At 51.2% G+C, this 20,948-nt stretch carries 20 protein-coding genes, 1 tRNA gene and 2 pseudogenes; 15 read left to right on the plus strand and 8 right to left on the minus strand.

From position 1 onward, the window contains the following. Positions 1–511: 511 nt before the first annotated feature. On the minus strand, positions 512–1,375 hold the full coding sequence (map, locus tag ACM1PF_RS10475) for a type I methionyl aminopeptidase (RefSeq protein ID WP_416674411.1): 864 nt from the start codon (positions 1,373–1,375) through the stop codon (positions 512–514). 151 nt (positions 1,376–1,526) lie between these two features. Between map and ACM1PF_RS10480 the strand changes: the two genes are divergently transcribed. Continuing rightward, positions 1,527–1,691: a ribbon-helix-helix domain-containing protein gene (locus tag ACM1PF_RS10480; protein WP_416674412.1), complete on the plus strand. Its 165-nt coding sequence runs from the start codon at positions 1,527–1,529 to the stop codon at positions 1,689–1,691. A 206-nt stretch (positions 1,692–1,897) separates the two neighbouring features. Continuing rightward, on the plus strand, positions 1,898–2,524 hold the full coding sequence (gene ruvA, locus ACM1PF_RS10485) for a Holliday junction branch migration protein RuvA (RefSeq protein ID WP_416674413.1): 627 nt from the start codon (positions 1,898–1,900) through the stop codon (positions 2,522–2,524). A 109-nt stretch (positions 2,525–2,633) separates the two neighbouring features. On the opposite strand, the gene ACM1PF_RS10490 is transcribed toward ruvA, so the two are convergent. Beyond that, a complete protein-coding gene (locus tag ACM1PF_RS10490; RefSeq protein WP_416674414.1) occupies positions 2,634–3,485 on the minus strand; it encodes a superoxide dismutase in 852 nt (283 codons plus the stop codon). A 616-nt stretch (positions 3,486–4,101) separates the two neighbouring features. On the opposite strand from ACM1PF_RS10490, the gene ACM1PF_RS10495 reads away from it, so the two are divergent. Continuing rightward, entirely contained in the window at positions 4,102–4,329 is a 228-nt protein-coding gene (locus ACM1PF_RS10495; RefSeq protein ID WP_416674415.1) for an excalibur calcium-binding domain-containing protein, read from the plus strand. A 37-nt stretch (positions 4,330–4,366) separates the two neighbouring features. On the opposite strand, the gene ACM1PF_RS10500 is transcribed toward ACM1PF_RS10495, so the two are convergent. Then, positions 4,367–5,641: a DUF389 domain-containing protein gene (locus ACM1PF_RS10500; RefSeq protein WP_416674416.1), complete on the minus strand. Its 1,275-nt coding sequence runs from the start codon at positions 5,639–5,641 to the stop codon at positions 4,367–4,369. Between the two features lie 135 nt (positions 5,642–5,776). Between ACM1PF_RS10500 and petN the strand changes: the two genes are divergently transcribed. Continuing rightward, on the plus strand, positions 5,777–5,866 hold the full coding sequence (gene petN, locus ACM1PF_RS10505; protein ID WP_416674417.1) for a cytochrome b6-f complex subunit PetN: 90 nt from the start codon (positions 5,777–5,779) through the stop codon (positions 5,864–5,866). A 49-nt stretch (positions 5,867–5,915) separates the two neighbouring features. After that, positions 5,916–6,062: a hypothetical protein gene (locus ACM1PF_RS10510; RefSeq protein WP_416674418.1), complete on the plus strand. Its 147-nt coding sequence runs from the start codon at positions 5,916–5,918 to the stop codon at positions 6,060–6,062. A 149-nt stretch (positions 6,063–6,211) separates the two neighbouring features. On the opposite strand, the gene ACM1PF_RS10515 is transcribed toward ACM1PF_RS10510, so the two are convergent. After that, on the minus strand, positions 6,212–7,876 hold the full coding sequence (locus tag ACM1PF_RS10515) for a DUF2079 domain-containing protein (RefSeq protein ID WP_416676617.1): 1,665 nt from the start codon (positions 7,874–7,876) through the stop codon (positions 6,212–6,214). A 107-nt stretch (positions 7,877–7,983) separates the two neighbouring features. Further along, positions 7,984–9,035: pseudogene (locus ACM1PF_RS10520) on the minus strand (dipeptide epimerase). 340 nt (positions 9,036–9,375) lie between these two features. Between ACM1PF_RS10520 and ACM1PF_RS10525 the strand changes: the two are divergent. The 4 genes and pseudogenes from ACM1PF_RS10525 to ACM1PF_RS10540 all read left to right on the plus strand — a co-directional run bounded on the left by ACM1PF_RS10525 (position 9,376) and on the right by ACM1PF_RS10540 (position 15,406). Continuing rightward, positions 9,376–11,316: a hypothetical protein gene (locus tag ACM1PF_RS10525; RefSeq protein ID WP_416674419.1), complete on the plus strand. Its 1,941-nt coding sequence runs from the start codon at positions 9,376–9,378 to the stop codon at positions 11,314–11,316. Between the two features lie 121 nt (positions 11,317–11,437). Next, positions 11,438–13,017: pseudogene (locus ACM1PF_RS10530) on the plus strand (NAD(P)H-hydrate dehydratase). Positions 13,018–13,208: 191 nt separating this feature from the next. Next, complete coding sequence (locus tag ACM1PF_RS10535; RefSeq protein ID WP_416674420.1) at positions 13,209–13,799, plus strand: hypothetical protein; 591 nt, start codon at positions 13,209–13,211, stop codon at positions 13,797–13,799. 413 nt (positions 13,800–14,212) lie between these two features. Further along, complete coding sequence (locus ACM1PF_RS10540; RefSeq protein WP_416674421.1) at positions 14,213–15,406, plus strand: DegT/DnrJ/EryC1/StrS family aminotransferase; 1,194 nt, start codon at positions 14,213–14,215, stop codon at positions 15,404–15,406. Here the strand turns inward: ACM1PF_RS10540 and ACM1PF_RS10545 are convergent. Beyond that, entirely contained in the window at positions 15,379–15,699 is a 321-nt protein-coding gene (locus ACM1PF_RS10545) for a hypothetical protein (RefSeq protein WP_416674422.1), read from the minus strand. The genes ACM1PF_RS10540 and ACM1PF_RS10545 overlap by 28 nt on opposite strands. On the opposite strand from ACM1PF_RS10545, the gene crtB reads away from it, so the two are divergent. From crtB to ACM1PF_RS10565, 4 genes are all read left to right on the plus strand, one after another. Then, positions 15,694–16,593, plus strand: a complete 900-nt coding sequence (gene crtB / locus ACM1PF_RS10550; RefSeq protein ID WP_416674423.1) for a cyanoexosortase B — start codon at positions 15,694–15,696, stop codon at positions 16,591–16,593. The genes ACM1PF_RS10545 and crtB overlap by 6 nt on opposite strands. Before the next feature lie 221 nt (positions 16,594–16,814). After that, positions 16,815–17,216, plus strand: a complete 402-nt coding sequence (gene psb27, locus ACM1PF_RS10555; protein WP_416674424.1) for a photosystem II protein Psb27 — start codon at positions 16,815–16,817, stop codon at positions 17,214–17,216. Positions 17,217–17,449: 233 nt separating this feature from the next. Next, positions 17,450–17,520, plus strand: a tRNA-Gly gene (locus ACM1PF_RS10560). Between the two features lie 79 nt (positions 17,521–17,599). Further along, complete coding sequence (locus tag ACM1PF_RS10565; RefSeq protein ID WP_416674425.1) at positions 17,600–17,914, plus strand: hypothetical protein; 315 nt, start codon at positions 17,600–17,602, stop codon at positions 17,912–17,914. A 146-nt stretch (positions 17,915–18,060) separates the two neighbouring features. Here ACM1PF_RS10565 and ACM1PF_RS10570 read toward each other — a convergent pair whose 3' ends face one another. Further along, a complete protein-coding gene (locus tag ACM1PF_RS10570) occupies positions 18,061–19,035 on the minus strand; it encodes an SDR family oxidoreductase (protein ID WP_416674426.1) in 975 nt (324 codons plus the stop codon). 190 nt (positions 19,036–19,225) lie between these two features. Here ACM1PF_RS10570 and ACM1PF_RS10575 point away from each other — a divergent pair, with 190 nt between their 5' ends. Continuing rightward, positions 19,226–19,624, plus strand: coding sequence for an ArsR/SmtB family transcription factor (locus ACM1PF_RS10575; RefSeq protein ID WP_416674427.1), 399 nt, complete (start codon positions 19,226–19,228; stop codon positions 19,622–19,624). 22 nt (positions 19,625–19,646) lie between these two features. On the opposite strand, the gene ACM1PF_RS10580 is transcribed toward ACM1PF_RS10575, so the two are convergent. After that, positions 19,647–19,751, minus strand: a complete 105-nt coding sequence (locus tag ACM1PF_RS10580; protein ID WP_416674428.1) for a cytochrome b6-f complex subunit PetM — start codon at positions 19,749–19,751, stop codon at positions 19,647–19,649. Positions 19,752–19,865: 114 nt separating this feature from the next. Between ACM1PF_RS10580 and pdxA the strand changes: the two genes are divergently transcribed. Beyond that, positions 19,866–20,930, plus strand: a complete 1,065-nt coding sequence (gene pdxA, locus ACM1PF_RS10585; protein ID WP_416674429.1) for a 4-hydroxythreonine-4-phosphate dehydrogenase PdxA — start codon at positions 19,866–19,868, stop codon at positions 20,928–20,930. Positions 20,931–20,948 lie beyond the last annotated feature (18 nt).

The following is a 20,948-nucleotide window of genomic DNA, read 5'->3' on the forward strand; positions in this document are numbered from 1 at the left end:
CATATACCGGGCGTTAGATTCAGTTTGAGCGAATGTGCCCTTGATAACAATAGTGCAGAAATAGTGCAAAAATAGCGCACGTTTTAAGCGGGAAAATAGTGCAAAAATAGTGCACGTTTTAAGCGGTAAATGGGTCAATACTCTGTCTAATCTAGTTCCGATGGGCGATCGCAATCCATTCTGTGCCGGAGTGAATTGTTGAGTTTGGATGAAGTTTTCCCTAGGTTAGAAAACCCCAGTGAAATACCTGCTATTCTAACTTTAGATAGATGACCGATATACCGAACCCCATATACCGAACCTCCCCTGCGCTTCCCCTTATTAAGCAGGGGATTATTATTTGTGCTCCAGAGCATGTGCGCCCGTCCCTAGCATCACTTGCCGATAATGGGATTCAACTGAATGATGGGATCGTTCTCCGCCCCTATTCAAGGGGTAATGCCGTAAGTCCTGATGCAGGGTACTGGTATCCACAGTCAGCCCCTGATCCCGATCGACGATGGGCTGACCCTTAATCCACACCGCTTCCACTCCGTCTGTGGGTCATCTCAGCACCAACAGTTGTATGCGTCAAAATTTCAGCTCCTTCTTCCGTCACCGCGATCGTGTGCTCAAACTGGGCAGACCATTTCCGGTCTTTTGTGATCACCGTCCAGCGATCGGGTAAAAACCGCAGCTCATGGGTTCCCTGATTCAGCATTGGTTCAATGGTGAAAACCATGCCAGGACGCAATTTTAGCCCTCGTCCGCGGGTGCCGTAGTGGGGCACAGAGGGTTCCATGTGAAACTGTTTGCCAATCCCATGACCCACCATATCGCGCACAACGGAAAATCCATTCGCTTCGGCGTGGGCTTGAATCGCTGCACCAATATCCCCCAAACGTGCTCCAGCCTTCACTTGAGCAATGCCCCGCATCAGGCATTCCTGGGTTACGTTGACGAGCTTGCGAGCGGCGGCTGAAGGGTTGCCCACCAGGAACGTCCGAGAGGTGTCGCCATAGTAACCCTCCAAAATCAGAGTGACATCAAGATTGACAATGTCTCCATTCTGGAGGATTTGTTTGCGGTGGGGAATCCCATGACAAACCACTTCGTTGACGCTGGTGCAAATGGAAGCCGGAAAGGGAGGATGTCCGGGTGGGGTATAGCCCAGTTGAGCACTGATCGCTCCGTGGGACTGCGTCCATCGTTCTGCTTCGTCGTTTAATTCCAGAGTGCTAATGCCCGGTTGCACCAGGGATTCCAGGTGGTTAAGCAAGGCTGCTGCCAGTTTTCCTACCCGGCGCATTTTCTCCAGTTCTCTGCCAGAAAGTAGCACGATCCCTCTTGGGGCAGTGTCAGGCTTGAGGTCAGCCAGGGAAGGCGATCGATCCATAACCAACTCCTACGGTTCGCAGTGATTTGCTAGCACAGCATAGCACAGCATGATACTAAATAGTACAGCATGGTACAGCGTGGATCGTGCTACCCCATTCTTCGTATACTGGTAGCAGTAGGCTGTTCAAACCATAGGACTGGCAGGCGGTATGGGTGGAAAAACAGAACTCGATCGAGTGGTCGCTTATGTTCCTCCAGAATGGAAGCAGGAGCTAGAGAATTGGGCGGATGCGGAAGAGCGATCGGTTTCCTGGTTGGTGGCAAAGTTGATTGATAAGGCGTTGAAAGAGCGTCGGGTTAGGGTGGAGGACTGAGTGCTGAGGACTGAGGACTGAGGACTGAGGACTGAGGGCTGAGGGTGGAGGGCTGAGGGTGGAGGGTGGAGGGCGCGGTGGAGGTGAGGTTTACAGGGCTGAGGAATTGAGTTTCTGTAGTGCAGGCAGCGTTTTGACTGAGTGCTCAAGCCGAGGTCTTTTCTGCCTGAGGGATTGGGGACGAACTTTTTATTAAGCTGGCTTTCATGATTAGTTATCTCAAAGGGAATGTTGCCGGAATTTATCGAGCCAGCAGCAGTCGAGTCATTTTGACCCTGGATGTGAATCAGGTGGGCTACGATTTGCAAATTACGCCGCGTCTGATGCAGGAACTTCCGGCGATCGGTGAAACAGTCCAGGTGTTTACCCATCTGCAAGTTCGGGAAGATCAGATGGTGCTGTTTGGCTTTGGCGCAATGGCGGAGCGAGATTTGTTTCGGCAACTGGTCAGCGTCAGTGGTGTGGGGCCGCAGTTAGCCATGGCCTTGTTGGATGCCCTGGGGCTTCAGGATGTGGTGCAGGCGATCGTTTCTAGTAACACGCGGCTGTTGTCTAAAACCCCTGGAGTCGGGGCGAAAACCGCAGAACGAATTGCCCTGGAACTGAAAACCAAACTGGCAGAATGGCGAGTCCAATCAGGTCTGAGCACGGCTCCTGATGCCGCTCCCATGAGCAACGTTCAGGAAGATGTGGAGATGACTCTGCTGGCGTTAGGCTACACCAATAGCGAAATTACCAAAGCATTAAGAGCCGTCGGACAACAAACGGCTCTAGCGAAAACTGCGGATGCAGAAGATTGGATTCGGGAAGCGATCGCCTGGTTAAGTCAATAGGAAAATTGAACCTGGCATTCCTGTGGGGTGGGCAGCGTTTCGACTAAGCTCAAGCGTTCGACTGATCTCACGCCGAAGTCCGAAGTCTTGCCCGCCCAGTCAGTGATCCTTAACTCCCCTGTCCCTGCTCATAGCGACGGTTGATTTCTTCCCAGTTGGCCACATTCCACCAATTGCTCAGGTACTCACCCCGCTGATTACGATAGCTGAGGTAATAGGCGTGTTCCCAGACATCATTTCCCATAATCGGATAATCCCCCTCCATGATGGGCGGATCCTGATTCGGAGTACTGGTAATTTCCAGTTCATTCGCATCGTTAAGAACCAGCCAGACCCAACCACTGCCAAAGCGATCGGCTCCTTCTTCCTCAAAGGCTTCCTGAAATTCTGCAAAACTGCCAAAGGTTTGGTTGATGGCTTCCGCTAAGGCTCCCGTAGGCTCTCCGCCGCCCTCTGGACTCATGATTTGCCAGAACAGGGTGTGATTAACGTGACCACCCCCATTGTTGCGAACATCCTCACGAATCTCTTCAGGAACGGCATCTAAATCTCGCAGCATTGCTTCTACCGTTTGATTTTGCAGATTGGGATAATCCGCCAGGGCTTCGTTCAGGTTATCCACATAGGTTGCATGATGGCGATCGTGGTGTAGCTCCATCGTTTCGGCATCAATGTAAGGCTCCAGAGCATCATAGCTGTAGGGTAGAGGCGGCAATTCCGCAGGGGATGCGCTCAGTCCTCCTTCAGGGGTTTCGGTTGGAGCGGGTTGCGTCTGAGGCGTGGGAGTCGGTTGCTGTTGAGCGGTTGTGACGGGCTGGCAGGAGAGGATGAATAATGTGAAGATGCCCCCAATTCCCAGCAATGTCAGCGATCGGCGTAGAAAGCGAGATAAATGGTACCACCCACTTCGTCCTACGGAGATTCCAAGCAGGGAAGGTTGGGCTTGTCGTTTTCTGGTCATAGGTTATCCGTCTTAATTCATGATTTTGATTACTGTTGGTTACTACTGGTTGCTACAGATGATTACCAGAGAACCAATCCTGGAATCGATCGTCATGCAGTGTAGCTCATCAGAATCAATAATAAGGATCAGCGATCAGAATGCCTGAGGAAACTAGAACAGACACCTTCAGGAACATAAATTACCAGTCTAATGACCAGCTAAATTCCCAAACGTTTCTGAAATTAATCTGAAATGAAACTATCCGACAGTTGGTAAATTTGCTGATCAGGTTTAGGGCTAATGGATGCTTGAAATAAGTTCGTTACAGCGAACGTTTTGTAAGTAAAGAATAAACTCTTGAGTAGACAGCCTGATCAGCAGAGCTAACCCATGATTTAACAGACTGATTGTCCGACAAATCAATAAGTTGGACTCTAGAAAATGATTCCTTAAACTCCGTTATCGAGCGTTGTTGAATCATCTTACTTTTCTCAAGCTAACGTATCCCATCGCCGGAGCTATATATCCTAAGAAGGAAATCATTGATCGTGCTCAAGGCTACATCTCTGTGTAGAGGTAATGGACGATTGCGCACATTGAGTTAATATGCACATTAAATAACTTTTCTCCGCCTATGCGCTTTTTGATTGGATTCCTGGTATCACTTCTGATCTCTGGACTGGTTGTTGTACTGCCCACTCAGGCTCAGAGCAATTGTAGCCCTGCCTACCCTGATGTCTGTATTGCCCCTCCCCCGCCGGATCTGAATTGTCCTGATATTCCTTATCGCAACTTCCGAGTCCTTCCCCCCGATCCCCATCGTTTCGATCGCGATCGAGATGGAATTGGCTGTGAAACATAAATTACGGCAGCTTCTTGACAGCAGCATTCTTTACCCGCTATGAATTGCCTTCCAGAACCGTCACATTTACCAACGGCATCACATTAAAATCTGCCTGCAATTGCTGTTGAACCGCTTGAGTAATGCGACTCTGAATTTCGGCATCCGGCAGGGTAACGTCAGGGCGACGTTGCACATAAATCACGCACAGCAGCGTATTTTGTCCTTCAATCTCCGGTCGCGTGAATCGCACATTGGCTTCCACCAGGTCTGCAACTCCAACCTCCTCGATCACATTCTGCACTTCTGCATTGGCCCGTTGAGCCTGACTTGATCGCTGAAGATCGGGAGAATGGGAAAACTGCCAGACCAGCATTCCCGCAAGGGCGATCGTACTGAGGGTAAGGGCAAGCTTAAATACCCCTGGCTTACCCCGTTGGTAGCGGGTTCCCTGCGAGGTCAATCCAAACAGGCGAAACAGCAATGTGGCAGCGACATTAATGCCAAACAGTTGCAGCAGCAGCAGAAACACGCCATTTACCACCATATCCCAGCGGCCGATCGCCCCTGCCATGCCAATAATTCCGGCTGGAGGAGCCAACGAAGCTGCTACCAACATTCCCGTTGCTGCCCCGGATACCAGACTGCTGCGATCGGATTGGACTAAATTAATCGCTCCGGCGGCTCCGGCGGCTAAGGGTAACAGGACTGCAACCGCAGAAATCTGGCTCTGCTCAATCATCAAGCTGGTGGGAATCTCCTGCTGCAAAATCAGGCTCAGTCCCGCCGCCACCAGAGTTGTCAACAACAGTGCGGCTCCGTAGCGCAGCAAACTTCGCCAGAGATGCCGATAATCCCCTCGCGCTGTTGCGATCGCCACATTCATGGCTGGCCCGGCAAAGGGAGCAATTAGCATGGCCGCTACTAAAAGGTATTGTGTATTGGTAAACAGTCCAATCCAGACGACCACCCCAGCCAATGCTGCATACCCCAAAAAGCCTTTCCAGGAGCCAACGCTCTGCAATCCCGACAGAAATACCTCGATCGGGCTGCGTTCCTCCACATTTTTGACCTGGTGAGGGGCAGAATCAGCAGGCGGATAAAGTGCCATGATTCCCGTCGGCAAAAACGAAACGTGCAAGTTGGGCAAGTCCTCCAGTTCAGCCAGGAGCGACTCAACCTTGCCATTAGAAACATGGATCAATACCAGATCGATCGCATCCTCGGCATCTGTCCCTTCCAACTGAGCTAAATTAATCCCGTCGCAGGATTTAGCAATTTTCAGAACCGTTTTTCCGTATCCCTGAGGCACTTGAACAAATAGTTGACGCATTTTCCGACTCTGATTGCTGCATGGTCAGACCTTCCTTTCTCTCCTATAATGCGCCTCTAATCGACCGTTCTCCTCCCCCTTTTGCTCTATCATTAGTTTTGTAGCGATTGAATCATCACGTTTTAGCAACAACCTATGGATATTTTGACGCTTGGCTGGGTCGGACTTTTAGTGGTTTTCACCTTCTCCATTTCCCTGGTCGTATGGGCCCGCAACGGCTTCTAGGAATCTCTGATTTTTTCCCATTTCTTAGCACTGAGCACTCAATCCCGCTATGGAAAGCACCTTCTTGAGCATCCTGGCAATGCTCGCTCTGGGGCTGTTAGTTGCAGTTTCAGGGGGAGTTGCCTACTTAACCGCAGTCGAATGGCGCGATCGACGCAGACGCGATCGGGAAAGTAAAGAAGCTCGTCGTCGATAGGTTTGATGAACGGGTAGGGGCGAATTGCGATTCGCCCTTACAAAAAGTCGGGAGTTAAAAACGTTCGATCGATTGTGATTGTCTTCTAACTCTTAACTCTTGATTGCTGACTCCTGACTCCTGACTTCTGACTTCCTACTCCTCACTCCTCACCCCTCACTCCTCACTTCCAACTGCTGCTCCACTTCCTGCCGAAACGCAGTCCATTCAGCCAGTGCGGCTGGATCAGACTCTGCTTGGAGCTGAAGCAGAACGACCCCATCATTAAATCCCACAATGCCGTAGCGTCGATCGCTCATGCGGGTTACATCGGCAATGCCGCGTCGTAAGCTTTCCCGATAGTCCGCAAAGGCTGCCTCATGCTGCTGGAGATACCACAGGTCGGCGATGGCATACTCCACCCGCACATCTTCCCCTTCATCGTTAATCAGGCGAATCCGCGGAAAGCGCAACACCTCCCGGCGGTTCGATACATGGGCAACAATGTGATCGGTGGCGGTAATACTGGCGTTGTCCGGAACCTGAGCCAGGAGCGATCGAATGGCCTGGCTGTGCTGCCACTGGCGTGGCGGAGAGACATAAACCCAGGGCTGAAACGAGTCAGGAATGGCCCAGGATAGAGCACGATTGGGATTGGCTGTCACCGTGAAGAACAGGGACAGAATCAGGCAAATTGTCCAGATCCGGCGAAAGGGGCGATCGAAGCGGTGAGGATGGGCGGCCCACCAGAGAATCGTGCCGTAGAACAGGGCCGGCACCAGCGTCAGGGCATAGCGCAAGTGGAGGGAGAGGGCCACAAAATCCTGCTGGCGAATCAAAATTTTCAGTAACGGAAAGCATACCAGCGCCCAGGCACTCCCTGAAATCATGGGAATAAACGCCAGGGGAACCCACTGCCCCAACAGGTAGCGAACGGTTTTGCCAAAGGGCGTAAAGATTGAGACAAGCAACTGGACTGGATTGGTCAAAATGCCCCAGATCACATCCAGCGTTGAGGCTTCTTCCCCCTCGACAAAATGCCCAAATTCCTCAATCATGAACCGCTGCGACACATCATCTGAAAACAGCGGCATGATCAAATTCGTCAATGCCAGCATGTAGCCCAGACTCAAGCCACACAAGCCCAAGCCCAACCAGGGAAAGCGACGGCTGATGAGAAAATAAAAGCCAATGCCAAACAGCACCACGCCACTATCTTCCCGGACAACCAGAGTCAAAATCGCAAATAGCCCCACCCACCCCCATTTCCGCTTCTCCAACGCCAGCAGCAGGGCAAAGATATAGAGCGGAATTTGGCAAATGTCATGGAAATTCGCCAGCGTAGGACTGATCACTGCGATCGCCGCAAAGTAGCTGACCGTAATCCAGGCGGAGAGGCGAGGAGGATGATAGTGTCGGGCCAGGGCGTAGAGGACAAATCCGGCTGCGGTCACCAACGTCACCTGAAGGATCGAGAGTCCTGCGGGAGAGGGAAATAGGGCATAGAAGGGTAGCCACAGCATCAAAGCGGGCGTAAAATGCTGTCCCAGCCGGTGATAGAACACCTCCGCCACCTCTCCCTGGCGCACCGCGATCGATTCCGTGGAAGACAGCGAACTTTCAAACCATCGCCCATGCAGGCTGTTCCAGAACACCTGATTAAAAATGCCCTGGTCAAAGGACACGAAGGTGGGAAAAAAGTTATAGAACCGATATAGTGCCAATCCGCAGCAGATGACCCAAAACAGCACCGCCACTTTAATTACCCACCGCAGTTCCGGTTCCTTCAGGGCAGGCTTCAGGGCAGATTGTTTGAGGACATTTTGCAAAAACATGGGCAAGAATTTAAAGAAAGGTTGCAGCAGGCAGATTTTAAAGTAAAGAATAAGCGATCGGTTCCTTCTTGCCTAGCGGCGGTTATCCAGTTTCACGACTTGAAGCTTCACGATTCCTGGCGTAATTCAACGCCCAGACCCGGCAATGCATTGGGCATCAAGCATCCCGCCTGCATTGTTGCCCCTGTAAACGGATCATCCTTGAGGTTCAGGTGGCTATCGAGATCCAGATGGTGGGCGAAGGGGGCAAGCTGGGCAGCAGCCGTGTTGGATAGGGCCGTATCCGAGTAACAGCCAAACATAATTTGCAGCCCGCAGGCCTGGGCCGTATGGATCATCCGCAATGCCTCCGTGAGTCCACCGGATTTCATTAACTTGATATTGATACCATGCACCCGATCGGCGAGCTGAGGAATATCCTGACTGGTAAAGCAGCTTTCATCCACAAACAGCGGTAAGGGAGATTGACGATAGAGGGTGGGCAAATCCGCCTCCTGTCCCTGGGGCAGGGGTTGCTCAATGTAGGTCATTCCCTGTTCCGCCAACCAGTGGCTCATGGTGATTGCATCCGCCAGCGACCAACCCCCATTGGCATCAACGCTAAACTTGGCATCGTTCGGCGCAACTTCTTGCACCGCCCGGAGCATCGCCTGATCTGCCGCAATTCCCGCTGGACTGCCCAACTTCACCTTGACTGCTTTTACGGTTGTCACGTCCAACCATTGCTGCATTCGCCGTTGGGCCGCTTCCGGGGAACTAATGCCGATCGTCACAGAAGTCGGCCAATCTGCTGGCGATCGAGTCCCCACAGTTGCCATAAGGGTAGACCCACTCGTTTTCCCATCCAGTCATGCAAAGCCAGATCCAACGCTGTATGAACCGCAGAGAGTAGGGGAACATCCTGCAAGCGGCGATCGATGGCCTGGCGATCGAAGGGAGTCAGATCAGATAACTTTGGGGCGAGGGGCTGGAGTTGGGCCAGCAAATCCTCAGTGGTTTGGGGCGTACCCCCCACGGAAAAGGGGGAGGCTTCCCCCCAGCCTTCAATCCCATCCTGTTCCAGCCGCAGCCACAAATTAGTGGAATGGGATGAAGTGCCCCGGCTAATCGTCAGGGGAACCTGTTTGTGAACCGTGAACGTCTGAATGTTAATTTGCATAGCGGCTATTTTAGATGGAAGTTGTTCGGGCTGCACGCAAAGCAAGGGAACCGGCATGGAGTCGGGTATAGCTCTAAATCCGGTATGGTATGATCGCTGCGATTTATCTATTCACATCTTGCAGCTTTCCCAATCCCCCGCCCTCGAATGAATTCGGGGCTAATCACTGAAGTCCGTTTAAACGGACTAAAACCCTTAATAAAGAAGGCTTTCAACCCATTTCAATGGGTTTGGGCCATTAGCCCGCAATTCATTGCAGGGCAGGTGGGATAACCCGGTGCAAGATCTGAGTCTAATTATCTATCGCTGATTCATTAACAGGTGACAGAGTGAGGAGTGCATGAAGCTAAATGTTCGCTACCTACAAAATCGGCTGGTAAAACAGCCCGATCGCACTGCCTGTGTGCTGATCTTCATCACCTGTCTTCTGGTTTATTTAGCCAATGGACACTTTTTTCTTGGCTCAAATGATAATGTGCCCCATACGCTGCTGGCTTTTAATTGGTTAGAAAACCAGACGCTGACCTTTGATAATTTTCGGGATAGCTATTTGTTTGGCGGGACTCGCCCTTATTACTTTGCAGAGGGAATTAATGGTCAATTGACTTCCCGCTATCCGATCGGCACCTCCCTGCTTTCCTTCCCGCTTTATGTTGGGTTTTACCTGTACCTCAAGCTGGTCAGCTTGGTAGATACTCTGGCATCGGGTGTGCCTGGCGATCTGCTAGATGTCACCAGCCAGGAATTTTCCAGGTATCGCACTGGCTTTAGTAAATTGGCTGGAGCCATATTGACAGCTCTGGCTACCGTTTTGTTTTACCTCAGTGTTCGGCTGAAATTTAGTGGGATAGTCTCCTCGATCGCCACCTTTACCTTTGCCTTTGCGACGGCCAGTTGGGCGTTAAATTCTCAAGATTTACGCCAGCATACTGTTTCTAACCTCGTTGTTATTATTATCATTTTGTGTTTGTTGAAGGCGAATCGAACCGTTGGCAAACATCGCAGAATTCTGTTATTTTTAGCGGGAATATTTTGTGGTTTGTTACCCGGCGTACGGATTACCAGTGGCATCTTCTCAGCCGCTGCCTTTTTCTATACCCTTTTCATCTTTCGTAAGGAATCCATTTTCTTTCTGCTGGGGCTGCCGACCGCTTTAATTAGCTTTGCCTGGAATGCGTACTTTTTTGGCATCGACAACATGATTACGGGAGGGTATGTTTCCCAGTTGGAAATTCGCCCGTCCCCCTACCGCTTTGAACTGGGCCATTTTTTGGAAGCCTTTTTTGGCATGACGATCAGCCCCAGTGAGGGATTTTTTGTTTATTCACCCGTCCTCCTCTTTGCATTGCCGGGAGCCTATCAGGTCTTTAAACGGCGATCGCACCCCGATGAATTACTGCTGTGGGGAATGACCCTAGCTAGTCTGGGTCTATTCATTCATTTCTGCTTTTATGGTTCCTGGATGGGGGGAAGCGGTTCCTATGGCAGTCGGTTTCTGACCGATACGATCCCAGTCGTCAGCTTTCTGGTGGCTTACCCCCTGGCAACCATCACCCGCCGCTTGATTGAACGCCCCAATCCCGTCACCAAAGCCGTTTTTGTCACCTTCCTGGTCAGCCTGCTGGTTTCCACCCTGATCCAGGCGATCGGCGTATTCAGCAACACCGACTGGGGGATGTCCCCAATTCCCCTAGGAACCGATCAAAGCCGCATCTGGCATGTTCGAGATAGCCGCATTGAACGTCATACCAGAAATTTGCTGGCTCGCATCCACAATCCCATTCAAGATCGAGATGCCTATGTTGAGAATTTGTCAGGAAATCTAGAAGACCTGGAAATGGCGATCGGTAATCGTCCATTTGGTGACATTGACGAACCCATTGAAATTCGGAGCCGCCAACGCCGACTGTTTAAAGCCACCCTGACCAATACTGGGGCATTCAACTGGTATGGCTATCAAACGGGAATGTCAGGTCTTGGAGAAACCAAACTCAGAGTTCGTTTTATCGAACAGGGCAGCGGAGAAGTGCGCGGTGTGCTAGGAAGAACCCTCGGTCTTTCCGGAGTGACTCAGCCGGGTGAGCAAACGACAGCGATCGGTCGCATCACCTTCCCCAACCGTCCAGGCAACTACGAAATGCAGTTTGGCTTGATCGCTGCTGGTTTGAATAATCGCCTGATCGAAGACCGTCCCCCACTCTACACGGTAGATGTTGTCGTGTCTCCCAGGGATGGAGAGCAACCGGCAACCGTTGAGGGTGAGGAAATTGGGGAGGAGTAAATTTCCAATCCGGGAATCCTAATCCTTAACTCATCCTTTTCCCCGATGCGAACCCAAAATTAATCAGGAAAATGGGAGGAAGAATACCAACCAGCAGTTTAATCAGGCAAATTCAGCAATGATGTCCCAAGTTCATCTGTCCCCTCTTGTCAACGTCCAAACTCGATCGCAATGGCTCCAACGATTTGTCGTGACCGCAGAGCAAATGGGCCGCATTGAGGAACAGGTTTTTGAGGCGGGAATGCCCGTGGCTGCGTTGATGGAGAAGGTGGCAGGGTTATTGACCCAACGAATTCAAGCTCTATATCCTCGATCGCAAGCTCCTCGTGTGGGAATTCTGGTTGGCCCAGGACATAACGGCGGAGATGCGTTGGTGGTGGCGCGAGAACTTCATTTCCAGGGTTATGCGGTCAAGATTCATCAGCCATTGCATAAAGCCAAAACTTTGACGGAGAGCCATGCCCAGTATGCCGCCAGCCTCTCCATTCCGTTTGTCGATAAAATTGATGCGCTGGAAGACTGCAATCTGTTGATTGACGGACTATTTGGCTTTGGCTTGACTCGACCCCTGGAAGGAGAAATGGCGGCAATGGTCGATCGCCTCAATCAGGGGTCAATACCAGTCATCAGCATTGATTTACCCTCTGGGATCCATACCGATACAGGAGCCGTATTAGGAACTGCAATCTGTGCCACCCATACCCTGTGTCTGGGTCTGTGGAAGAAAGCATTTCTCCAGGAGCAGGCCTTATCCTACCTGGGGCGCTCGGAATTAATTGACTTTGGCTTGCCCCTGGCAGATATCAATGCCGTTCTTGGAGAAATGCCTGCCCTCCAGCGGATTACGCCAGAATTTGCGCTCCAAACCTTGCCGCTATCCCGTTCTCCCAGCACTCACAAATACAAGCAAGGGCACTTACTGTTAATCTGTGGTTCCCGTGCCTACATGGGAGCAGCCCTGTTAGCTGGACTTTCTGCCCGATCGAGCGGTGTAGGAATGTTGTCGATCGCAGTTCCCGAATCCCTGCGGCTGTTGCTGATTGGTCAATTGCCGGATGCCTTAGTGATCGGTTGTCCAGAAGATGAAAAAGGAGCGATCGCCCAATTACCAGCGGACGTGGATCTGAGTAAATACACCGTAATTGCGGCTGGGTGTGGCTTAACTCAGGGCGCAACGGCAGTAATCAAGCAAATTCTGGCCAGCGATCGTCCCCTACTATTGGATGCCGATGGACTGAATATTCTTGCTCAGTCAAACACCATTCCAACCCTACAAAAACGCCAGGCTCCTACGGTTCTCACACCCCACCAGGGTGAATTCAAGCGATTATTTCCTGACTTAGCGGAAATAGACGATCGAATCACAATGGTTCAGAGGGCAGCCAAGCACAGTGGCGCGATCGTATTGCTGAAGGGAGCCAGAACCATCATTGCCAGCCCTGAAGGGAAGACCTGGCTGAACCCTGAAAGTACCCGGCCCTGGCGCGGGGCGGGAGTGGTGATGTTTTGACGGGGCTAACGGGGGGCTTGCTGGCTCAAGGGATGATGGAAGAACTGCACCCCGAAGCAATGGTTGTCAGCGCAGCATGGTGGCATTCCCAGGCGGCAATTCTGGCGGCAAAGGAACGATCGGAAATCGGCGTGGATGCTTCAACCTTGATTGATTATTTGATTCCAGGATTACCAAAGCACACTCACTAACAGAAAAAACAGAAAAAACAGAAAAATTTGGCAGGACAAAATCCCTACCCTCAAATCCCGACTTGGGGAACGGGGAGTTCTGCTTTATTATTTAGTCATAGGAAAAATTGCATCTCAGTTGATTCGTGTCACACTTGTAACCGATTTGACCTGGGATGGGCACACTCAGTAAGACGATCGGTGGGTGAGTGATGAATAAACTCAAGTTTTGGGCCAGTATCGTATTAGGAGTCGGATTGCTTTGCCCGGGACAATCTGCCTCTGCGCTGCCTGGACAAACCATTGAAGAAGTTGCTGCCTGGATTCAAGCCCATCCCACGCTGCAACCCGCCAGTGGTGAAACCCTTCTGGTACGAAAATCGGATACTCCGGCCCGGCGCTTTGTGTTTGAAGCCCTGACCGTTTCCCCCGGTCGAGCCGAACCGGACAGAAGTGGCTTGATTCGGATGGAGCAAATGCTGTTTTTCGATCGCATTAACGGAGTCAGCCGATCGCGCCTGGAAAACTCCCTCCAGGTGATTTACGATGCCGATGTGTTTGAAGATTATCAGCGGGCCAGGGTCGTCTACCGCTACCCCACCCCTGAACATTTCAACGCGGCCCAAAATCGGCGTAGCCCTCTCCTCGAATCCCTCCAGGGGGAAGTCCGTCGAGGTGAACGGTTTGCCTACTGGTTGGAAATCGCTCAAATTGAAGCCGACACTGCCTACAGCGGTCAGATTACTGTGTTTTTAATCGAAGACATCGAGAAGTTGGTTTTAGAGTTGCAGAGTCGGGAATAGGCGAGGGCTGAACCAAAGCGAGTTCACGGAAGTTGGACAATTTGCATCAATGGGATGCTTTCTTGAAAAACTCAGTCAGTCAGCATTTGTTTTACAAACTCTTTATTGATCACCCATGCAAAAGTTTAGAGTCGATCGCCCATACTAAAATAGCCCCTTCAAGTTACGGATTGCTGAGCCATTGGAGAAGTTAGATCTGCTTTTGCAATCGGTAATCGGTAATTGGTAATTGGTGATTGGTAATCGGTAATTGGTAATCGGTAATTGGTAATTGGTGATTGGTAATTGGTGATTGGTAATTGGTGATCCAGTATCAGCGATCATCACCTTCTCGCAATTTTTTGCCTTATCCTCCCGATCGACTTCCTCCGCCCCCGCCCCCATCCCCACCTTAATTTGAGGGCCTTTTTCCTATGACAAATTCAGATATGATCCATTCCAATCCTGTTCCGTTTGTAGATATGGCGGCACAGCATCAACCGATTCAAGCGGAATTAGAGCAAGCGATTCAAACCGTTGTCCAACGCGGTGACTATGTTCTGGGGCGAGAGGTGGCTGAGTTTGAGTCACTCTTTGCTAAAGCCTGCGGTGTATCTCAGGGAGTGGGAGTGGCCTGTGGCACCGATGCGATCGCCCTGGGGTTACAAGCCTGCGGGATTGGTCAAGGCGATCAGGTGATTTTGCCTGCCAATACGTTTGTCGCAACCTTGATTGGGGTTCTCCGCACTGGGGCAACTCCTGTATTAGTGGACTGCGATCCTCAAACCGCCTTAATTGATTTAGCGGCTGCCGAACGAGCGATTACCCCCTATACTCGCGCCATTGTTCCCGTCCACTTATACGGACAAATGGTTTCTCCGTCCCACTTACTGGAGTTAGCGGAAACCTATAACCTGCTGATTTTTGAAGATGCGGCTCAAGCGCACCTGGCGGAACGAGAGGGTTATAAAGCCGGATCGATCGGTACGGCTGCGGCCTTTAGCTTCTATCCCAGCAAGAACTTAGGCGCGTTTGGCGATGGCGGCATGGTTGTCACCAGCGAAGAAATTGTGGCTCAAACCGTTCGATCGCTCCGCAACTATGGCGCAACCCGCAAATATTTCCATACCGATTACGGCACCAATAGCCGCTTAGACACCTTACAGGCTGCCATCTTAAAGACAAAATTACCCCATTTAGCAGGTTGGAACGCCGATCGCAATCGTGCTGCCCAACTCTACGATCGTTGGTTGGAACCCCTGGCGGAATACGGCATTTTCCCGATCGAAAATCATTGTGGGTCAGGGCACGTTTATCATCTTTATGTGATTCGCGTGAGCGACTTTTGTGGGTGCGATCGGCTGCGCTTACAGTCCGGTTTAGCAGATATGGGAATTCATACCGGCATTCACTACCCCATTCCCTGCCACTTACAACCCGCGTTTCAGCATCTCGGCTATCAGCCAGGCGACTTTCCCTATGCTGAAGCCCTGTGCGAAGAAATCCTGTCTCTACCCATGTATCCCGGCATTACCGAAGAACAGATCACGCGAGTCGTTTTTGCCATTCAAACCATAGTGAAATCCTCCATTGGACAAGCTTATCCCCCCGCGATCGATGCAGCGTAAGCAACACCTGTGAGGTGAGACTCTTGTTGCCCCAACCTCTTGTGGGGTGGGCATCTTGCCCGCCCAGCCAGCAAGGCAGAATGATTAACCCAGCCTGCTTTGCGACCGATCGGCTTCCCCTGGGAATTCTGTAGATAGGGCTTTGACAAAGATGAAGTGTGGGTCAATCCTGCTGCGGTTCGCCTTAAACGAGGGACATTTTCCCGTCCGCTCTCAGTCAGGGTTGAATGCTGCACTTTTCCTGGATGAATCGGGTCATCGTCCTGCTGTCCTCTATTCTTTGATCTATGCACATCCTTCCCAAACGGTTCTTCCTATCCGATCGCCATCTGCCTTATTGGATCATCCTGGGATTATTGATGCTCCTCTATACGCCATTGTTGCTGCACTGGAGCGAGGGTTGGCTGAACAAAAGCATTAGCATTGAACATGAATATTTTAGTCATGGGCTGATTGGCTTACCCTTCGCAGTTTACCTGAGCTGGCTGAACCGTGAACGCTGGCAGCAGTTATCCCACCAAGTTTCCCCGATAGAGTCGATCGCCGGACTCCTGCTGGTGCTGGTGGGACTGTTGCTGTACCGGGGCAACCTGCCCGACTTAATTAATTTATCCCTGCCTGTGATCCTGACTGGACTCTGCCTCTGGTTCAAAGGATTACCCGGACTCCGCCTCGAGGCTTTCCCCCTGCTGCTGGTTTTCCTGGCTGCACCCAACTCAATTCCCTACCTGCTGGCTCCCTACACCCTGCCCCTTCAGCAATTCATCGCGGGCATGGCTGGATTTATCTTGCTGCAATTGGGGATGGAAGTGCGAGTTGAACAGATCTATTTGTTTGTCAACGATCGCATTGTAGAAGTTGCGCCCTACTGTGCTGGGTTGAAAATGCTGTTCACCAGCTTTTATGTTGGTCTGATGCTGCTCTACTGGACGGGCGTTTGGCAAAATCGATCGAAAACCAATATTTTCCTTGCCGGAATTCTCATCATCAGCATCACTGCCAACATTCTTCGCAACACGCTCCTCACCTTCTTCCACGGCACGGAAATGGATCAAGCCTTCCACTGGCTCCACGATGGCTGGGGCGGCGATCTCTATTCTGCGGGAATGCTGGGGCTTTTAATAGTGCTGATTCAGGCGATCGATCGCTGGCAGTCTCCCATAGAGGCAGAACCCGAACCCGATTAACACCCCTGACTCCCGACTCCCCATTCCTCACTCCCCATTCCCCACTCCTCACTCCCCACTCCCCACTCCTCACTCCCCACTCCCCACTCCCCACTCCCCAAAATCTTCCTACCCTGCCTGTCCCCCGAACACGATACAATTTGCAATAAATCCTTGATCCCCGACAGCAAATCATGCTGGGATCAATGGAAACTCTGGTCACGCTCCCTTGCTGAGGTTATATGAAAAAGATTTTGTCACGGGTATTTGCCCTGGTGCTAGTGGTAGTGGTGGGTTTGACAGGATGCTCTGCCACAACTGAAGCTGGTTTAACTGGAAATTACCGTCAAGACACTTTGACCCTGATCGAAACCCTTAGAGGCGCGATCGAACTTCCAGATGACTCGCCTGATAAGGCCTTTGCCCAGTCAGAAGCCAAACAGCAAATCAACGACTTCATCTCGCGGTATCGCCGTGATGGCTCGCTCCTGAAGCTCAGTTCGTTCACTACCATGCGAACGGCACTGAATTCCCTGGCAGGACACTACACCTCCTATCCCAACCGCCCTGTTCCTGAAAAGCTTAAAGTGCGGTTAGAGCAAGAGTTTCGACGAGTTGAATCGGCTTTGCAGAGAGAAGTATAGCCCTTTCGCAGTGAGTGGTTTGTCGATCGAGATTCAATGGGTCAGACGGTTGGAGTATCCCTATCCAGGCTCTGATGCATTGGTTGAACGTTGGCAAGCCACTGGTTTTTAGAAAGTGCAGGTTTTTAGAAAGTGCGAGAAAAAAATTTTGGCTTTAGGGTAAAGCTATGCTATTCTAGGTAAGGCTTGATTCGATTGAGTGGATAGCTCAGTTGAACGGTCGTATCAGTGATGCGGGCATAGTTTAGTGGTAAAACCTTAGCCTTCCAAGCTAATGATCGCGGTTCGATTCCGCGTGCCCGCTTAAAAAATCTTTAAGAGCAAGCACCCAATGGTGAAGTAGGATGGCGGTATCTATAATACCCCGGCGTATCCAGTGACAGATGCCGCTCGGTATCTGCGTATCCCGATTGGTACTTTGCGTTCCTGGCTTAACTCGATCGGGTCAGCTTGCCATGCGGGAAACCTTGAAACGCTTGCTTACCCATGTTGACTGGAACGCCGAAGGGATTGCGAGCCGCTTTTTTCCTGTGATTGAGTTAGTGCCTCAACCCGGAAGCGACAGGATCATTCTCCTTGACCCCTCCATCCAGTTTGGTAAACCTGTGAGTGCTGGGCAAAACCTCACCCGTCAGCAAATGGCAGACTTGTTTGTGAATGTTCTGGAAAAGTTGGAGAAGCGTACTCAAGGTAATTAGCCCCCCTTCATTGCCAAAATCTATAAAAACGGTAGGGTAACAGTCTGGAGAAATCGGACTCAACGGCTGAAATTTCTCAAATGACAAGACTGAACCCTCCGAGTCTTAAGCCGGTTTCTGAGCAATTTTGAGTACAGCTTATTCAACTATTTAAACAAACTGCGCTTTTTGGCTTTCTTCTTGGCCTTTTCCCGCTCGTACTCTAGCTCCTTCAGTTTCTTCATAATTCGCCCAAAGTACTCTTGCAGGTATTCCTCCAGGGTGGTGGTGTCGTTGGGATCCAGACCAAACACCGCATAGGTTTCATCCATAGACGCTGTGAGCGGCCGACCCGATGCCACTACTTCACTAAAGGCCAACCGATCGGCCAAATTCCAGCCCCACTGGAAGAAGCGGGCAATCTTTTCCACCGATCGCAGCAAGCCCGTCGGCATGCGGGTCATTTTTGCATCCTGCCCAGACAGACGTTGACAGAGCCGAATAATTTCCTGAGCACTCCACGCCCGGGAGCCCACCACAGGAAACGATCGATTCACCGTTTCAGGAACCTTGAGTGCTTGAATGGCAAACTTCGCAATGTCCTGGGTATCCATGTAGGCGATCGGCGAACTTTCCCCCATGACCCAGACGGCCTGCTTCTCCAGAATCGGAATTGCGTACTGCCCGATTAGCCCCTGCATAAAGCCGCACGGTCTGAGGATGGTGTAATTTAGCCCAGATTCCATCAGAAACAGCTCGGTACACCGCTTGATTTCCATCAGGGGAACTTTGGGATATTGTTCTGCATCCAAAATTGAGATGAAGATATAGCGATCGACACCAGCCGCCTTTGCGGCCTGAATTAGAGACACCTTTCCTTCCCAATCCACCTGTTTAATACTCAGGGAATCGGTTGGACGGGTTGTTGCAGCATCGATCACTGCCGTGACTCCCTTGAGGGCAGGCGGTAATGTGTCAGGTTCGCAAAGATCGCCCAGCACCAACTCGGCTCCCCACTCCTTCAAAAAAGCTGCCTTACGCGAACTCCGCACCAGACATCGCACACGGTATCCCTCGTCCAGAGCGCGACGAGCAATCTGCCTTCCTAACGTCCCAGTGGCTCCAACTACGAGTATTGTCATGAGGGATTCCGTAACAATTTATTAACTTTATTAAGATATACCAGAAATGGGGCTGTTCTTCGACCCTTCCAGGAATAGTTACATAAAAAATTGTTACTCTGGGAATGGCTGCGCTCCGATTTTCGCAACGAATATTCGATCGCTGGACGCTTCCCATTACCCTTTTTGTTGTCGCTATGTTTGATTTCCTATGACTTCTGCCCCTTTACCCAACCATAAACGCAGCGAACAATCGCCTAATTGCGAAGTACAGCATCCGGTTGACATTAACAGTGTGAGGCAGCTTCACGGGGAAATTCTGAGCGTTAACAAAGCACAACGGATGGCGGAGTTCTTTAGCCTCTTAGGAGATGCAAACCGCCTGCGGATCTTGTCTGCGCTGGCCAAACAAGAATTGTGTGTATGCGATCTGGCTGCTGTCGTCAGAATGAGCGAATCTGCCGTGTCTCACCAGCTTCGGGCTTTGCGGGCATTACGGCTCGTGAGCTATCGCAAGCAGGGGCGAAATGTGTTCTACTACCTAAAAGACAGCCACGTTCTCAACTTGTATCGAGAAGTGGCTGAACATTTAGATGAACCGGAAGATTAGATCAGCCAGCAAGGGCTTTAGTTTACTCTTCGCCGCCTTGAACTTTTAACATCACAAATCCCACTCCCAATCCAATCAGGACGAGCACAAAGGATAAAACGGCTGTACTAAAAATTTCTCCACCCATTACGCGATCCTCTACAAACGTTAATCAGTACAAGACAAACCAATACAAGCAAACCAAATAAACTCAACGAGTCTGTATAAATCTTAAAGCAGTTTGGTCTTCTCCTCATCGCAAATGACAACAACTCAAACTGGATTTCGTTCGCAGCTAGCGATCACCGTGGGTGATCCAGCAGGCATTGGTGCAGAAGTTATCTTGAAGGCTCTTGCGGATCCTGCCTTGATGGCAGTCTGTGATTTCACGGTCGTAGGTAGCCGATCGGTTCTGGAGCAAACCTATCAGCATCTCAGTGACCAGGATTTATCGTTGGTTCATCCTGCCCATCTGAATGTGCTGGATATTCCCATCGATTTATCCATGATTCAGGTGGGGCGAGGGAATGCTGCCAGTGGGGAAGCGAGTTTTCGTTACCTGGAAACTGCGATCGACGGAACGCTGGCAGGTCAATTTCAGGGCATTATCACGGCTCCGATCGCCAAGTCTTCCTGGAAAGCGGCTGGGCATGAGTATCCGGGGCAAACGGAGTTACTGGCGCAGAAGGCGGGTGTAGAGCGATTTGGGATGTTGTTTGTGGCGCAATCACCCTACACAGGATGGATGCTGCGAACCCTGTTGGCGACGACCCATATTCCCCTGCGGCAGGTTGCAGACGCTCTGACCCCTGAATTAATGCAGAATAAGCTGGAATTGTTGCTGGACTCTTTGCGGCAAGACTTTGGGATTACTGAACCGCGAATTGCGATTGCTGGATTAAACCCCCATAGCGGTGAACTGGGGCAACTGGGCCGCGAAGAAGTAGACTGGCTGCTGCCCTGGTTGGAGGCGGTGCGCCAACTGTTTCCCCAGGCTCAGTTAGATGGATTGACTCCTCCCGATACGCTGTGGGTTCGTCCGGGGCAAGCCTGGTACGGTACAGCAAACCATCCACCGGCCCATGATGCTTACCTGGCGCTATACCACGATCAGGGATTAATTCCAGTGAAGCTGATGGCGTTCGATCGCGCAGTGAATACCACGATCGGTTTGCCCTTTGTCCGCACCTCCCCGGATCATGGCACGGCCTTCGATATTGCCGGACAGGGGATTGCTGATGCTACGAGCTTCAAAGCGGCTCTGCAACTAGCGATCGACCTGGTGCAGTATCGAGTTGGACAGGAACGTCCCCTGGTTCCCTCTTAAAGGCGATCGTCGTTTCCC

Origin of the sequence: Egbenema bharatensis FJBBOT/2019 (assembly GCF_048077055.1) — a bacterium.
GTDB lineage: Bacteria > Cyanobacteriota > Cyanobacteriia > Elainellales > Elainellaceae > Egbenema > Egbenema bharatensis.

Coding starts and splice junctions, on each gene's coding strand:
- map (WP_416674411.1), bottom strand. CDS start 1,375: ATGGATCGATCGCCTTCCCTGGCTGACCTCAAGCCTGACACTGCCCCA.
- ACM1PF_RS10480 (WP_416674412.1), top strand. CDS start 1,527: ATGGGTGGAAAAACAGAACTCGATCGAGTGGTCGCTTATGTTCCTCCA.
- ruvA (WP_416674413.1), top strand. CDS start 1,898: ATGATTAGTTATCTCAAAGGGAATGTTGCCGGAATTTATCGAGCCAGC.
- ACM1PF_RS10490 (WP_416674414.1), bottom strand. CDS start 3,485: ATGACCAGAAAACGACAAGCCCAACCTTCCCTGCTTGGAATCTCCGTA.
- ACM1PF_RS10495 (WP_416674415.1), top strand. CDS start 4,102: ATGCGCTTTTTGATTGGATTCCTGGTATCACTTCTGATCTCTGGACTG.
- ACM1PF_RS10500 (WP_416674416.1), bottom strand. CDS start 5,641: ATGCGTCAACTATTTGTTCAAGTGCCTCAGGGATACGGAAAAACGGTT.
- petN (WP_416674417.1), top strand. CDS start 5,777: ATGGATATTTTGACGCTTGGCTGGGTCGGACTTTTAGTGGTTTTCACC.
- ACM1PF_RS10510 (WP_416674418.1), top strand. CDS start 5,916: ATGGAAAGCACCTTCTTGAGCATCCTGGCAATGCTCGCTCTGGGGCTG.
- ACM1PF_RS10515 (WP_416676617.1), bottom strand. CDS start 7,876: ATGTTTTTGCAAAATGTCCTCAAACAATCTGCCCTGAAGCCTGCCCTG.
- ACM1PF_RS10525 (WP_416674419.1), top strand. CDS start 9,376: ATGAAGCTAAATGTTCGCTACCTACAAAATCGGCTGGTAAAACAGCCC.
- ACM1PF_RS10535 (WP_416674420.1), top strand. CDS start 13,209: ATGAATAAACTCAAGTTTTGGGCCAGTATCGTATTAGGAGTCGGATTG.
- ACM1PF_RS10540 (WP_416674421.1), top strand. CDS start 14,213: ATGACAAATTCAGATATGATCCATTCCAATCCTGTTCCGTTTGTAGAT.
- crtB (WP_416674423.1), top strand. CDS start 15,694: ATGCACATCCTTCCCAAACGGTTCTTCCTATCCGATCGCCATCTGCCT.
- psb27 (WP_416674424.1), top strand. CDS start 16,815: ATGAAAAAGATTTTGTCACGGGTATTTGCCCTGGTGCTAGTGGTAGTG.
- ACM1PF_RS10565 (WP_416674425.1), top strand. CDS start 17,600: ATGCCGCTCGGTATCTGCGTATCCCGATTGGTACTTTGCGTTCCTGGC.
- ACM1PF_RS10570 (WP_416674426.1), bottom strand. CDS start 19,035: ATGACAATACTCGTAGTTGGAGCCACTGGGACGTTAGGAAGGCAGATT.
- ACM1PF_RS10575 (WP_416674427.1), top strand. CDS start 19,226: ATGACTTCTGCCCCTTTACCCAACCATAAACGCAGCGAACAATCGCCT.
- ACM1PF_RS10580 (WP_416674428.1), bottom strand. CDS start 19,751: ATGGGTGGAGAAATTTTTAGTACAGCCGTTTTATCCTTTGTGCTCGTC.
- pdxA (WP_416674429.1), top strand. CDS start 19,866: ATGACAACAACTCAAACTGGATTTCGTTCGCAGCTAGCGATCACCGTG.